Source organism: Priestia sp. SB1, from assembly GCF_038898415.1.
Window position 1 is genome coordinate 642,563 of the sequence record NZ_JBBJSS010000002.1, and the last position, 13,473, is coordinate 656,035.

Below are 13,473 nucleotides of genomic sequence, written 5' to 3' on the forward strand. Positions count from 1 at the left end.
TAGATAAGTTAGGAGATGGTGATTATTAAAATCAACCGTGCTTTTTTATGGTATTTAGGAATGGCTTTAGCGGTATTGTTATCAGGTTGCTCAAGTAATGAGGAAGATCCGGCTCCTACATCTGCAACAAGTCAAAATGAAACCTCGAACAAAAAAAATAAAGAAAGTGTCAATCCTACTGATAACTCTTTTATTGATCAAGATTGCGAAAAAGCTTATAGCAAGGAAGAATGCGCTCAGTTTGCTGAATATTATAATTCTGGAGATGGAACGAATGAGTCTACTACACCTCAAGTAGACAGCGGTAACCAAGAGCAAACAACTGATCAAACACAAAAGATTTATAATACGGTTGAATACGTAGTCAAGAGAATGTTTAACGCTCCAGAACGTACCACAGTGGCTTCTTTTGAGGATACTGTTATAAACAAGCGAGATGATGGACTGTATTACATCTCCTCTTCATATGTGATTTCAGGTAACGCTAATCAACCAGTTGCTCATTACACGTTTGAAATGTTAATGAGTGATGACTACAATATTGTGGATGCCTATTTTCCTGGAAGCTATGGGAGGTTTTCTCGCCCAATGGTTTATGACCGGTTAAAGGATTATACTCCTCCGCCGAAAGTTGAAGTTTCTCCTGAAGAACAAAGAAAACAAGATGAAAGAAATAAAGAAATTATGGAAAGTATATATGGAAAAGAAACTATGGAAAACGCAGGTGAAAATAATAACTAATTGCTGAATTTTATAAACGCCCATATAAAAAAACAAAAAAGTAAAATCGTTAAGATTTTACTTTTTTCATTATACTTCTGTTTCTTTTTCAACTTTATTAAACTTAAACTTGCTGTGATTCTCTTTATACATTTTTTTGTTTAATATTTCTATACGTCGCTTTATAGCAACCTTAGTGCGATTTAATCTCTCAGCTATTTCGTTGTTGGAAAGGTGCAATCCATACTTTAAATAAAGCAACTGATTTTCCTCTTCGGTAGTCCACGACTTCCCTTGTCTTTGAGGAATACTTAAAATTTTCTTTTTTATTTCTTCTTCCAACCATTTTGGTTCTGGAACTAAAACCCTCCGCTCCATCTTATGGAATGGAACAAGGTGCTTATTGTCCTCTGCCCATCTCCAGAACTTAGGAATATCAATCATTAAATGTTCTTTTTTATATTTTAATATTACTCTTTTGTGAGGAAGTTCTTTTGTTTTAATCCATTTTAGAACTGTATGAGTATCCACGTTTAATATTTGTGATAGCTTATGGGCAGTAATTAATCCTGCATATTCTGTTGTAGAACCAAGGTTTTCTTTCTCGATTTTCCTTCGTATCTTTTTTCTACCTAGCTTTTTTTCTATTTTGTAAACCGGCATTTCTCCATAGTTCTCTAATAAAATTCCCTCTTCTTCTGCCGTCCATTTGGGTCTTATGTTGTTTTGTCTTGCAACTATTTCTTCATCATTTTTTCTGGCTTCTTTAACCCATTTAGGTTCAAAGGATAATGTATTAGGTGCTATCTTAGAGAAATAGATTAATTCTTTGTGTTGTTCTGCCCATATCCAAAATTCTTTACAATTAATATAAACCGTTTTTTCTTCATATCCATAATCTACTCTCTTGCAAGGTAAAGCCTCATCCTCTACCCATTTAAGTATAGTTTTTGGATGTACCTTAACAATTCTTGCAAAGTCACTGGAATTTATATAGAATTTTTCTTTTTTTCTTTTTTTCAGTCCCAATCTTTTTGCCTTTTTTTGAATTGACTGTATGCTATTTATTTTAAGTGTCTTAGCAATATTACGAGCTGTAGTAGTGGGATAAAGCTTTATTAACTGCTCTTCTTCTTCTTTTGTCCAAACGTGTAGCCCCTTCTTTTCGTTTACGTTATTCATCTTTAAATCATTCCTTTAAAATCTTTTTGCATATCAAAATCCGTATACATAGGTATACGGATCAGTCATTTTTGTTAAGTTTTAAGCTTTACGGCTTGCCTTTAGGATTAATTCTGAAAAATTGATTGCCAGGCTTTCGTAACTCAAGTTCTTTTCATTACTGCTATTTTCATATGCTTCTTTACCTATAACGCTGAGCACATCATCCTCATACATCTTTTTAATAAGAAGTCCTAAACTTCCTATAAAACCGCTATTCCCTTGAGATTCTAATCGATAACGACGAATGGTGTTAGCTGTTTCCAATTCAAATGATTTTATAACCTTGCTATCTTGTGTGGTGATGCCTAAAGCTGCCATTGTAAAACCTCCGTTATGTTATGTATATATACCATTATTAATTTAACTTGTAGTTGCTTAAAAATGCAAAAAAACTCAAAAATTAATTTTCCACTGCTTTTATTTACTATGATAAGATAAAAAAGTGTTTTTTAAAAGAAAATTTTTTTACTAAAAAAATATAAAGGAGTCGCTGGGAATGGTTGATATAGAAAAGGTCGATTGGAACAAAGTAAGCGGCCTTAACATTGGTATGTTTCGATTTGATAATGTATGTGGATTGCCAATAGTTTGGAATTCCGAAACAAAATCTGTTGATGTGCTAGTGAATGGAAAAGTTCTTCTTAGTTACAATCAAAATCAAGTTACAGGCGTAGTATATAACTAAGCTTGACATAACTTTAAGTGTACATAATTAACATTGACTGCTGCACAATATTTATAATAGTATTTATATACTGATATACATAACTTATTACATCGTTACTTAAAGAACCGTATTCTTTAATCGATGTAAAAAACAGAACCCACTAAGAAAAGGTCGGGGCCCTTTTACTTAGTGGGTTTTTTTGTTTGAATAATACCTCTAGAAATGGTCAATACCTCTTTAACCCTCGCGCTCTTGGCAATTTTAAAAATCTTATTGACAGATAAAAAAGTGTATTTATGATGCGCCTTATAAGGGGTGATAAATGTGAATATACGTACTGATCAATTGAATTTGCAGCTTCTACAACAACAAAAGCTATCACTTAAGATGATTAATCAAGCCACAGAAAGAATTGCATCTAATTCAAGAATTAATCAATATTCTGATGATATAGGAGCCTTAGCTGTAAGTTCACAATTAAATAGTTTGTTAAGAGCAAACGCTCAAGGAATTAATAATACTCAGGATGGCATTAACTTGTTAAATGTAATGGACAGCGGATCTTCCACAATTAAAGATATGGTCCAACATCTTCACGATTTAATTGTAAAAAATCAAGACAGCAGTTTATCTCAATCAGAAAAAAGTGCTTTGCAATTCGAATTTAAACAAACCATTAGCAATATACAAGACATTGCTGAAAACACTAAGTACGCTAATAGAACGGTGTTAAATAATCAATCTATTCAACTTAATGGATCTAATATGTACGTGGATATGGGGCTTTCATATAGAGGTATCGCTACAACAAATCACACATTAGAAACTACGTTTACAATTGACAAACTTCCGACTGACAAACGAGCTTTTATTTATGGTTTTGAAGGAAAACATCACGCTATTGAGTTAAATCCGGATGGAAGTCTTATGTTCCAGACTTGGTTTGTGGATTCTTCCGGAAACGCCACTTCAAATACAGTTGAAACCAAAGCTGGATTTGTTAAAGAAGGCGAAACTTATAAGGCTATTGGTGTAATTGATACAGATAACAGAATGATGCGTTTTTATGTAAATGGCAGCGAAATTGGGAACCTTGCTATTCCTCCTGATCAAACTTTGTTTGACTATACAACTAGTTACTGGGGTAATCTCCGTGTCGGTATTGGAAACAATCCTGGAGGTACATTTGACTACCCTTTCTCGGGCACAGTTAGTAATGGGAAACTATATAATTCAGCATTAACAGCCGGCCAAGTTACTTCCGCTTTTAACAGTAAAGATCCGGCTAGTGGCTTACTAAATGAATGGTCTGCATCAAGCGGGAAATATAATACAACTGGAACGCTAATGAATGGTGCTACTTACGTAAATGATCAAATTGGAATTCGTAGTGGAGCTAGTATAGAAGATAAAACTCATATTGAGTTAGCTAATCTTTCTGCTAAAGGGTTAAACCTATATTCTTTATCAATAGATGATGCAAATGCTTTACAGACAGTAGATTCCGCTCTAAGTACAGTATTGAGTACGAGAAGTAAAATTGGGGCACAACTAAATGCTATGAATTACAGACAACAACAGCTCTATTCCTCATTTACATCCTCAAGTAAAGCGGTAGATAATATATTCAGCGTAGATACTGCAAAAGAATCAAGTGTAATTTCTAAAGAACAAATGCGTCTACAGACTACATTAACAATGATACAAAATTACAATGACTTTAAATTAAAGGCTGTTAAACTGTTAAATGAATAAAAAATATTTTTTTGAAACCTTTTTGAAACTAATTCGTATATAAAGGTAAGAAAAATATTGTTTTATTTGGAGGAGCCTGTCACCAAGGGATACGTATGCCCTTGGTGACAGGCTTTTTCTGTTTTCTTGCATATTTTAACGAAAGATGGTGTATATATGGAGATCATTTTACAATTGCTTATTATTCTTGTCGCTTCTAAAGTTGCAGGAAGTATTAGTGTCAAACTCGGTCAACCAGCTGTACTAGGAAAGCTTTTAATCGGTATTGTAATTGGACCAACAGTATTAGGGTTAGTAAGTGAAACAACAACATTAGCAGAATTTAGTCAAATAGGTGTCATTTTATTAATGTTTATTGCAGGACTAGAAACGGATGTTAATGAATTTAAACGCACAGGAAAAGCCTCTGCGCTTGTAGGTTTTGCTGGTATTATTGTTCCCCTTTTATGTGGTTTCCTTGCGGGTCTTGCCCTCAATCTTAGTACTATTCAATCTTGGTTCCTTGGGTTAATGTTATCAGCTACAAGCGTGAGTATTTCTGTTCAGGCACTCAAAGAAATGAATAAGTTAAAAACTCGTGAGGGTGCAACAATATTAGGAGCTGCAGTTATTGATGATGTAGTAGTTATTATTGCCTTAGCTTTCCTAATGAGTTTATCAGGCGGTGATGTTAACTTATCAGTAGTAATTTTGAAAAAAGTATTGTTCTTTGCTGGAGCTATTCTAGTGGCGTGGAAAGTAGTTCCTTGGTTCTTAGCTAAATTCTCTAATTTAAAAGTAACAGAGACTGTTATTTCTGCGGCTTTAATTGTTTGCTTTGCTTATGCTTATTTAGCTGAGTATACAGGCGTTGCCGCTATTATTGGGGCCTACATTGCCGGTGTAGCAATAAGTCTAACAAATTTTAAAGAAGAAGTTTTTGAGAAGGTTGAAACAATTGGTTATTCTATATTTGTTCCAGTTTTCTTTGCATCTATTGGTATTAACGCTAAGTTTGATGGCATTGCTAACCACATTGGGCTAATTATCGGGTTAAGTGTATTAGCTATCTTAACAAAGTTAGTTGGTTCAGCATTAGGAGCTAAAATTGCAGGGTTCTCTTGGAACAGTTCATTGGGCATTGGATCAGCAATGGTTTCTCGTGGTGAAGTTGCTCTTATCATTGCTTCTATCGGTCTAGAGGCTAAGCTATTAAGTGCCGATTTATTTGCGGCATTAGTAGTTGTAGTTCTGATAACCACTATCGTTACCCCGCCTATGATGAAGCTGTTTTTCAATAAGAAAAATGAAACAGTTAATAAAAAAGTTTCAAAAGCTATGTAAAAATTATAAAATGAAATAAAAGAAGCTCAAAATACAAAACGTATTTTGAGCTTCTTTTATTTCATTTGGAATTCTCGTAGTATTCGGTTATATCAATTTCCTTTGTAAAAGCGGAAAGATCCACTAATCTACCGTCCTTGGTATAGTTCTGAGATGCTCCCATCCTTTCTCCTTGTCTCCATCCCCACAGCCACAATGCCATATCATAAAATGGCGTAATTCCTCTCTCTTCATAAGAGAAACTCCATTTATAACGATTTGCAGTATAACCTTCTTTCTTATCATTTTTAGACTTAAAAAGGTGGGCTTCTCTTGGTACTGGAAATCCTTTAATTCCTTCGGCTTCAACATAAGCAAATTTAAAATAACAAAAAAGCAAAGCTATTATTGCAATTGGGACTAAAATTTTCTTTCGATGTTTTTTCAAGTGTTCTTCCTCCTGATAAGCAACTTACTTTCCTTAATAATAAAAGATGCAACTAACTAAAGATACACTTTTTTCTATTTTTGAGTTTTTTTCACTAATGGTTTTAATTCCTGTTATAGTTTCCTTGGATTAAATCCTATTTTTTGGAGGGAGTGATTTTAATGAAACAAAAATATCTAATCAAAAGTTTAGCGGTGAGTACTTTAGCTCTAAGTTTACTGGTGCCAACAGCGGGAGCAGTTCAGGTTCACGCAGCCACTACTACAGCTTCTGTTTCTACTTCTAACTTAGATGCCTTCTACGATAAAGTAGACTATAACTTTGAACAAGAGGTGTTGGAACACATAAACGATAAAAGCCATTTTGCAGAACGTAAGGGAATTTCTGATACATTAGATCTTTATGATAATTACAAAGATACTAAAGAACAAAAATTCGGTATTTCAAAGGCCATACGAGCAATTTACGCTAAAAATCAAGTGAAGATTAAGTATCAAACAATTGATGCCATTAATTCAAATTATAAGGGCTCTTCTATTGTGGATTACTTAAAGTCTGCTAAACAGCCTTCTAGTTTTAAGGATCGTAAAGCATTAGCGGAAAAATTGCTATTTAATGATTACTCAGGTACAGCAAAACAGAATGCTGAAATGCTTAAGTTACTGCGAAGTAACGGCAAATAAACATAGCGCCAAAATGATGTAAAAAGCCCTTCCGACTTCTTAAAACAGGAGGGCTTTTTTGCAGATTTAAAAGTCACACAAGAACGCTATTATCTAAATGACTTAAAAAAGCTATTCCCGCATTAGAGGAATAGCTCTTTTAAGTTGAGTGAAGAGTGTTAATAGATCTTATTTCTTAAGGGACTTTAAAATAATATCCATTTTTTCTTGAGAGTATTTTAAATCCTTAGAGAGCATCTTGTTAGTTGTTTCTAACTGTAGCTGGTTCTTTGACATTTCAGATGAAACCTCTACCATATCTGCTCCTACCATATTCTCTAAACTCTTTTCTTGTACAGTCAACGAACTATTTAAATCGTTTAATTTAAAATTAAACACATTCATTTTTGCTCCCAAGCTTGTTCTTTGTGTCCCGACACTATTTAGTGCATTATCTATCTTGTTTACTAAATTGGGATCATCTAAAGAGATATTGGTTAGATTTAAGGATTGGGTACTTAAATTATATAGGCCTATATTATCTGAGGAACCTGCAGTTGCATCAGTATGCACTCTTATGCCTTGTGAGATTCCACTTCCTAATGAAGCTCCATTAATAAATTGACCATTATTTCCGTTTTTGGTTTCATCCTTTAAAGAAGCATCATCAAACGTCCAATAACCTAATAGATTTTTTTCGTTCCCTGATAAAGAAGAGGTCATTTCGGACTGTATTTGAGACTGTGTTCTAGCACCATCCCAAATTCTTAAATCATCAATACTTCCGCCGAAATCATAGTTGTTATCGTTTCCCCAACCTCCTATATAAATTGTATCTGTAACGGTTCTACTAGAAGTTGTCGGATAGCCTGGAACCATATCCTGTATAGCCTGCTTTTGGCCATTAAGGTACAATTCTACGTTATTGGTATCAGGGAGACCATTTGTAAATACCGCTGCTACGTGTACCCACGTATTTGCCATACCTGATGACTGAACCCCTAAAATGTTTTGATTTCCTGTGTTAAATCCAAAGGCCGGATTAGTTGTGCCTTGAAAACCTAAATCATACTGATTGTTCCAACCGAATGGTTTTTCGGTCCCTAGCGTACCATCCCATTTCATCCAGAATTCTACAGTTGTTTTAGCACCGGCTGCGGTATTAACGGGAATACCTGAAATTTTAATTCTCTGATTAGCAATGCTATCACCGCTAACAGTGGCTCCTGTACCCCCTGCAAAAAGAGATATGCCGTTATACGAGGTGTTCTCTGCTAGCTTATTTATAGAGTTTAACGTCAAATTCATTTCATTTTGCATACTTTGTTTTTGGTCCGCAGTATATGTAGTGTTGCTACCTTTAATAGCAAGTTCTCTTACGTGTTGAAGCATTTCTTGTACTTGACTAAGTGTACCATCAGCAACTTTCATAAGTGACATACCGCTATTAACATTTTGAATAGCCATTTTAGTACTAGTAACCTTCGAACTTAAACGCGTACTAACTTGAATAGCAGCTGGATCGTCTACTCCTCTATTTACGCGCTTTCCTGTTGCTACTTGCTCTACATTGGTATTTAAAAGTCTAGTGTATTTATTAATTAAACTTTGTTGAAATTGATTGAGGCCAACATTCATAAATGTCATTTAATCCCCTCCTTCTACGCATTATCTTCATAAACGGAGGATGGAGAATGTCAAACAAATAATTAAAATTCGTCTTACTATGAAAACTATGGTATTATATATGTAATTGCGGTGTACATCTTCGGAGTACACTTAGGGTAGCTGGATGCGTCTGGCTACCTTTTTATTTATGGAATTAAAATACCCGTTTAGGCTAATTTTTAGCTAAACGGGTATCGTCTTATCTATCTAATTTAAAAATATAATTAAAAGAACTGCTTATTTGCAAAGTATATTTTTGATTCTTTTTACTAGTCGTTAAATTATATATTCCTTTGTCTTTATAACTACTTACCCTTCTTAAAGAATTGTCTTCTCCGGAAAAGTAAAAGCCGTCTTTTTCTTGATGAAGTTTCTTTTCTCCGGGGAAATAAACTTCAATTTCAACACCTCTTTTTTTACTGTTAGGATAAGGGAGAAGAGAGGCATTCTTATAATAATTTAGTATTTCTTCCTTGCTTAGGCTAGTTGATAAATTCATATTAGCTACTACAGGCATCTCGCCTCCGCTACCAAGTAAATGACCAAATGAATATCCGTAGAAATAATGTCTTTCCAGCACTTTTGTTTGTGGTGGAAGGGAATAATCAAAAAGATTGTTAGCAAATTCTTTTGAATATCTTTCTTTTTCGGTCGAAGCATAGATTACAACTGCTATTATTGCACATAGAGCTATTATTGCAATAACCAAATAACGTTTCCTCATTTAGATTTCAACTTTTCTTTTAAGAGTTCATCCATTTTTTGATCTTTAATGTTGTAGTGTCTTTTGTTCATATAGCCTGTACTCTCAATAGTTGGATGATTAACTATAGGGCTTAAATCACCATCTAAAACATTTGTATCAACAAATCTAAAGTCAATTAAGTTCGGTAGCTCTTTTAAAAAAGATAAATCTTTTAGGTCTCCACAAGAGTTTAAGCGTAGGTAACGTAAATTTTTTAATTTTACTAACTCGTCCGACGGAATGAATTTTTTGCAGTTGTTAATATACAAGTGTTCTAGTGTTTCGCAAACTTCACCTAATCCCATATCTGAAGAGATTTTAGTGCAATAATGAAGTTCTAGCCTTTTAAGATTTGTAAACTTCCCTAATCCTTCAAAATTCTTTATGTTTGACCAAGTTAAATCTAAAAAATGAAGACTTTCGGGAAAAGGGGCCGCAGTAAGTTTTCCTTCCCTTGTGTTGTAGTGCCACAGCGTGAGATATTCAGTTAAAGAACTCGTGCATTCTTTCATATTTTCTTCTTCATAGTTAAACCAACTACCAAACATTTTTGGTAACTTCTCAAAATTAACTGTATGTTCTCTCCAGTACTCCATTGCTTCACCTATTTACGCTTTTTTTGTAATTCTGTTTTTAGCTTAATAATACATAACTTATATTAAAGCGCTTTTTGTTACATAAATTATCTCATAAATATTATATCTTATATTTTTCTTGTAAAGCTTTAAACCGCTCTACATACTTTTGTAACCTTATTTTGTCTTCTCTAGTGCTTAATAGTGGTTTTCTCTTACCTACTACCATTACATTTTTTCCATCTATAGGGCTTCCTAAAAAAGTATAAGCTTTAAATTTTTCGCATTTAGTGTGTGGTAGCTTCACCGATAACTTTGCATACTCTTCTGTAGGAAATTGATTTGAAATACTAAGTTCTTTTAACTGTTTTAGTTCTGTAATGGGTTCAAGCGACTGATCCAAAACTTTAATATTTGAAAGTCCTAGGTATTTCAATTGCTTTAATTCAGCTAATTCTTTAAGCGTATCAAGCTTTAAAGGCTTTGAATTCCCTCCTGCTAGGCTTAAGATATTTATATTGTAGCCGCCTGTAATTTGAGATATATCGTGTAACCTAGAAAAATCCTTTATGCACAGAGCTTTTAACGACTTATTTCTAGATATATCCCATAATTTTTCGGCTTTTGTATTCCACTCTATGTCCAATACCTCTAAATTTGTTAATCCCTCTATAGGAGATAGATTACTTACTTTAACATCATAAATGTATAACATTTTTGGGTTAATTAAATTAATAATTAAGTTAAACTCTTTTTGGTTCACATAAGATAACCATACCTTTGTCAATTCGGAAAAATAGCTTAGCCTATTAATGTTTTTGGTGTCTCCGTGAATGTAAAGCTCTGTTACATCTGGAGTTTCCTCATTCAAATCTTTCGTATATTTTGGGCGTTTCTTTTCTCGAAAAACATACTTCGGATTTACTTCTATATAATGTTCCATTGCATAGCACACGCTCCTAAAGTACTTGTTTCAGAAATAAACCCAAGAAAAGTACTGCCATTAGAATATGTAGCCAGACCATAATTCTTATAACAACTATTGCCCATACTTTTTCTTTTTCACCAAAGTAAATAACTACAAAAGAAAAAATGAGAGTAAATATTCCTCGAGCAATGTGGTTTCCTGCTGTAAATGATATTGAATTGTAAATGCTAACAAGGATAAAAAGTATTAAATAGACATTAAGCTTTTTATTAAGGTTCTTATTAGCTATAGGTAATAGTTTTATAGTTTTCGCCTCTTCCTAATTGGTATATTTCTTATATATAGTAAACATAACTTTTTTGTTTTTTATTAAAGTTTTTATTCTATTTAAATTTGGTTTAGAGAATAAGCGGAAATAATAATTCCTATTATACAAATTACCGTTGAAAGTAACCACTTCAAAGTTACAGGCATTTTAAAACGATCAAATAAGGCTGTCAGACAAGCTGCTATTACACCTGTTAATAAAACTGCCCAAATACCTTTCCTGGCAGTAGGTGTAAAAAAATATATACACCAGTAAACTCCAAACAAAAACATAGTGCTTGGCCAATTTATATAGCTGGCATTTTTATGACGTTCCTTCCTGGTTGGAAACATACTATTACTCCTCCTTAAAGTGATAATAAAAACAACCCCTGCTTACTGCAAAGGATTGTTTCTACTAGTGGTTTTGTCTAGTCAATTTTGTTAATACTTTTTAAATCAAAGCGGGCTATTTCTTGGTCATTTTTCATTACAACTAAAGTGCCTTTTAAAGCATTTTCTTTGAGCTCATTAAGTTTGTCTTTGCTAGGTAACTTAGGAATTTCATCGCTATCCACATTAGCACCTAGTATGTATGTAAAATCCAAAACCCCTTTTCCTTCAGAATTAAAATCTGAAACTCCTTGACCAGAGCCATACAAATCAGAATCATCGGTATTAAACAAATTAAAACCTACAGCTTTTTTAGAAGCGTTTAATAATTCTTGATTTGGAACAATTTTTAATTCTATTTTGTCCTTTGTAGTTTTAAGAAGTTTGCTACTTCCGTTACGTTCTAATTTAAATTCATAATGTAAGGATGTTGGGACTACTTCTACTTTCTTTCCATCTTTAGTTTCTATTGTATCCGAGCCCACTAAAGATTTGTCATTAGTTATAATTGCAGTTGCTTCTTTAATTTTAAAGGTATAACTTTCTTTTTTAGGTTCTGTTTCAGGCTTACTTGTCGAACTGGAACAAGCAGATAGTGCCAGTGTTAAGACTAAGCCTAAAATTAAAGGTAACTTTTTCATACTGCCTTCCTCCTCTATTATTAACTTCTATGTAATTGGGTTTACTAATGTGCTTTCCTCATAAAAATAAAAAACAACCTATTAACAAGGTTGTTTGCCAATTTGTTAATGATTATCATTCTTTGAGTAATCGTAAGCTAATAACTGAATGCCAATTACCTCATTGCTTTCTATAGAAAACTCTAAATTTAATTTGTTGACCTTATCAAAGTAGCCGTATACTTTTGCTCCAGTGTCATTCCTCTTATAATAATTATTACCATAAGCTTTAATGACATCATTTTTGGAACTACCTACACGAATTCCTTTAGAGGATCCATATTTTTCAGTGTAGAGTGTATAACTTGTTACTGCATTCTTAACTATTCTAAAATCCAAATCATAATTGTTTTTCGACTTTCCATAGGAAAAGTACTCTGATTTTGGTTCGGAAACAAGTTCAATAGAAGTTGGTTTTCCAAACAACTTTGTTACATCATATTTGTTAGAACCAATATGTAAGCGTTCAATACCCTCTTGTGATAGGTTTGTACTTTTTGTCGATTTGTAGTAATCATCTTTAGAGGTAGCGGACGGATCACAACCTGAAAAGACGAGGATTAATAACATTAATCCTAAAAATAGGTACATCTTTTTAAATATCATAACTTGTGAAACTTCACCCTTTCTAACTGTACAGCAACGCAATTGTACCATAAAATTACACCAATGTTACAGAGTGTAAAAAACATAAATGAATAATAACTTTTACAACGTTTCTATTAATAGAAAAAAACTCCAAGCAATTATGCTGGAGTTTCAATTTTATATACAATAATTAACCTTAGTTCTTCCTTACTTCTTTTTTTTACATACTAATTGCTTCTCGCACTCTGCTGCTACCTTTAAAGGTTCTTTAAAAATATTGGTAGCTTCGAAGTGATCGCTGAAGAAAATTGAAATTTCTTTACTTTTTTCAATAGATTTATCAACCTTTAGGTAAAACTGGTTACTTCTTTTACGTGTTTCTGTGCAAATAAGATCTTTATTAGTTTTAAATAAAATAGTTTGAATAGAATCCTCCTGAGAAGACCTAACAACTTCAATACTTACTGTATTAATTAAGGTCCCTTCCTTATCACAAACAAATAATTCGTTGCCCTCATTAAGAATAAGATTACAATAATTTGATAACGCTGTTGAATTGTTATAAAGATTATCAATATTCATTGAGTTACCGTTAAGTTCTCTATACTCAGTTACTATAGCTGCCTGAATATAGCTCCATTCTCTTTTGAGAAAACCAATTTGCTCGTCAATTAGTTTAATTTGTTGAGTATCTTTGATTAATTCTGCAAAGTGTTTCTGTGTATGCAATGAGATAGACTCTTTTTCGTTCTTTAAATATCTGGCTGCATAGACTTTTAAATAAGAACTTGTATTCATAATATATTTCTCCC

16 protein-coding genes are annotated in these 13,473 nt (G+C 33.1%); 5 read left to right on the forward strand and 11 right to left on the reverse strand.

From position 1 onward, the window contains the following. Window positions 1–18 precede the first annotated feature (18 nt). A complete protein-coding gene (locus WKH56_RS08895; protein ID WP_342835334.1) occupies window positions 19–741 on the forward strand; it encodes a hypothetical protein in 723 nt (240 codons plus the stop codon). A 69-nt stretch (window positions 742–810) separates the two neighbouring features. Here the strand turns inward: WKH56_RS08895 and WKH56_RS08900 are convergent, their stop codons facing one another. Together WKH56_RS08900 and WKH56_RS08905 are read right to left on the reverse strand one after the other, a co-directional pair. Then, window positions 811–1,902: an HTH domain-containing protein gene (locus WKH56_RS08900; RefSeq protein WP_316911166.1), complete on the reverse strand. Its 1,092-nt coding sequence runs from the start codon at window positions 1,900–1,902 to the stop codon at window positions 811–813. 81 nt (window positions 1,903–1,983) lie between these two features. Then, on the reverse strand, window positions 1,984–2,262 hold the full coding sequence (locus WKH56_RS08905; protein ID WP_316911165.1) for a hypothetical protein: 279 nt from the start codon (window positions 2,260–2,262) through the stop codon (window positions 1,984–1,986). A 178-nt stretch (window positions 2,263–2,440) separates the two neighbouring features. Between WKH56_RS08905 and WKH56_RS08910 the strand changes: the two genes are divergently transcribed. The 3 genes from WKH56_RS08910 (at window position 2,441) to WKH56_RS08920 (ending at window position 5,689) form a co-directional block, all read left to right on the forward strand. Continuing rightward, a complete protein-coding gene (locus WKH56_RS08910) occupies window positions 2,441–2,629 on the forward strand; it encodes a hypothetical protein (protein WP_316911164.1) in 189 nt (62 codons plus the stop codon). A 306-nt stretch (window positions 2,630–2,935) separates the two neighbouring features. Further along, entirely contained in the window at window positions 2,936–4,366 is a 1,431-nt protein-coding gene (locus tag WKH56_RS08915; RefSeq protein ID WP_316911163.1) for a flagellin N-terminal helical domain-containing protein, read from the forward strand. Between the two features lie 156 nt (window positions 4,367–4,522). Next, complete coding sequence (locus tag WKH56_RS08920; RefSeq protein ID WP_316911162.1) at window positions 4,523–5,689, forward strand: cation:proton antiporter; 1,167 nt, start codon at window positions 4,523–4,525, stop codon at window positions 5,687–5,689. 61 nt (window positions 5,690–5,750) lie between these two features. Here the strand turns inward: WKH56_RS08920 and WKH56_RS08925 are convergent, their stop codons facing one another. Continuing rightward, window positions 5,751–6,116: a hypothetical protein gene (locus tag WKH56_RS08925; protein ID WP_316911161.1), complete on the reverse strand. Its 366-nt coding sequence runs from the start codon at window positions 6,114–6,116 to the stop codon at window positions 5,751–5,753. A gap of 143 nt (window positions 6,117–6,259) precedes the next feature. Between WKH56_RS08925 and WKH56_RS08930 the strand changes: the two genes are divergently transcribed. Then, entirely contained in the window at window positions 6,260–6,799 is a 540-nt protein-coding gene (locus tag WKH56_RS08930; RefSeq protein WP_342835335.1) for a hypothetical protein, read from the forward strand. Window positions 6,800–6,967: 168 nt separating this feature from the next. On the opposite strand, the gene WKH56_RS08935 is transcribed toward WKH56_RS08930, so the two are convergent. The 8 genes from WKH56_RS08935 to WKH56_RS08970 all read right to left on the reverse strand — a co-directional run bounded on the left by WKH56_RS08935 (window position 6,968) and on the right by WKH56_RS08970 (window position 13,459). Continuing rightward, a complete protein-coding gene (locus tag WKH56_RS08935; protein ID WP_342835336.1) occupies window positions 6,968–8,425 on the reverse strand; it encodes a flagellin N-terminal helical domain-containing protein in 1,458 nt (485 codons plus the stop codon). Between the two features lie 220 nt (window positions 8,426–8,645). Next, window positions 8,646–9,155 (reverse strand): hypothetical protein, encoded by a 510-nt coding sequence (locus WKH56_RS08940; RefSeq protein WP_316911158.1) that lies wholly within the window; start codon window positions 9,153–9,155, stop codon window positions 8,646–8,648. Between the two features lie 11 nt (window positions 9,156–9,166). Further along, the gene (locus WKH56_RS08945; RefSeq protein ID WP_316911157.1) at window positions 9,167–9,787 is read right to left on the reverse strand and encodes a leucine-rich repeat domain-containing protein; all 621 of its coding nucleotides are present in this window, start codon (window positions 9,785–9,787) and stop codon (window positions 9,167–9,169) included. Window positions 9,788–9,887: 100 nt separating this feature from the next. Then, window positions 9,888–10,709 carry a leucine-rich repeat domain-containing protein gene (locus WKH56_RS08950; RefSeq protein ID WP_342835337.1) on the reverse strand — a complete coding sequence of 274 codons (822 nt, stop codon included), beginning with the start codon at window positions 10,707–10,709 and terminating at the stop codon, window positions 9,888–9,890. Window positions 10,710–11,081: 372 nt separating this feature from the next. After that, window positions 11,082–11,354, reverse strand: a complete 273-nt coding sequence (locus WKH56_RS08955) for a hypothetical protein (RefSeq protein ID WP_316911155.1) — start codon at window positions 11,352–11,354, stop codon at window positions 11,082–11,084. A gap of 77 nt (window positions 11,355–11,431) precedes the next feature. Next, window positions 11,432–12,034, reverse strand: a complete 603-nt coding sequence (locus WKH56_RS08960) for a hypothetical protein (RefSeq protein WP_316911154.1) — start codon at window positions 12,032–12,034, stop codon at window positions 11,432–11,434. A 105-nt stretch (window positions 12,035–12,139) separates the two neighbouring features. After that, complete coding sequence (locus WKH56_RS08965) at window positions 12,140–12,730, reverse strand: hypothetical protein (RefSeq protein WP_316911153.1); 591 nt, start codon at window positions 12,728–12,730, stop codon at window positions 12,140–12,142. Between the two features lie 138 nt (window positions 12,731–12,868). Further along, entirely contained in the window at window positions 12,869–13,459 is a 591-nt protein-coding gene (locus WKH56_RS08970) for a hypothetical protein (RefSeq protein WP_316911152.1), read from the reverse strand. Window positions 13,460–13,473 lie beyond the last annotated feature (14 nt).

Excerpts from the sequence above, each read along its gene's own strand:
- WKH56_RS08955 (WP_316911155.1), bottom strand. The coding sequence starts at position 11,354 with ATGTTTCCAACCAGGAAGGAACGTCATAAAAATGCCAGCTATATAAAT.
- WKH56_RS08920 (WP_316911162.1), top strand. The coding sequence starts at position 4,523 with ATGGAGATCATTTTACAATTGCTTATTATTCTTGTCGCTTCTAAAGTT.
- WKH56_RS08900 (WP_316911166.1), bottom strand. The coding sequence starts at position 1,902 with ATGAATAACGTAAACGAAAAGAAGGGGCTACACGTTTGGACAAAAGAA.
- WKH56_RS08905 (WP_316911165.1), bottom strand. The coding sequence starts at position 2,262 with ATGGCAGCTTTAGGCATCACCACACAAGATAGCAAGGTTATAAAATCA.
- WKH56_RS08910 (WP_316911164.1), top strand. The coding sequence starts at position 2,441 with ATGGTTGATATAGAAAAGGTCGATTGGAACAAAGTAAGCGGCCTTAAC.
- WKH56_RS08965 (WP_316911153.1), bottom strand. The coding sequence starts at position 12,730 with ATGGTACAATTGCGTTGCTGTACAGTTAGAAAGGGTGAAGTTTCACAA.
- WKH56_RS08950 (WP_342835337.1), bottom strand. The coding sequence starts at position 10,709 with ATGGAACATTATATAGAAGTAAATCCGAAGTATGTTTTTCGAGAAAAG.
- WKH56_RS08935 (WP_342835336.1), bottom strand. The coding sequence starts at position 8,425 with ATGACATTTATGAATGTTGGCCTCAATCAATTTCAACAAAGTTTAATT.
- WKH56_RS08960 (WP_316911154.1), bottom strand. The coding sequence starts at position 12,034 with ATGAAAAAGTTACCTTTAATTTTAGGCTTAGTCTTAACACTGGCACTA.
- WKH56_RS08970 (WP_316911152.1), bottom strand. The coding sequence starts at position 13,459 with ATGAATACAAGTTCTTATTTAAAAGTCTATGCAGCCAGATATTTAAAG.
- WKH56_RS08945 (WP_316911157.1), bottom strand. The coding sequence starts at position 9,787 with ATGGAGTACTGGAGAGAACATACAGTTAATTTTGAGAAGTTACCAAAA.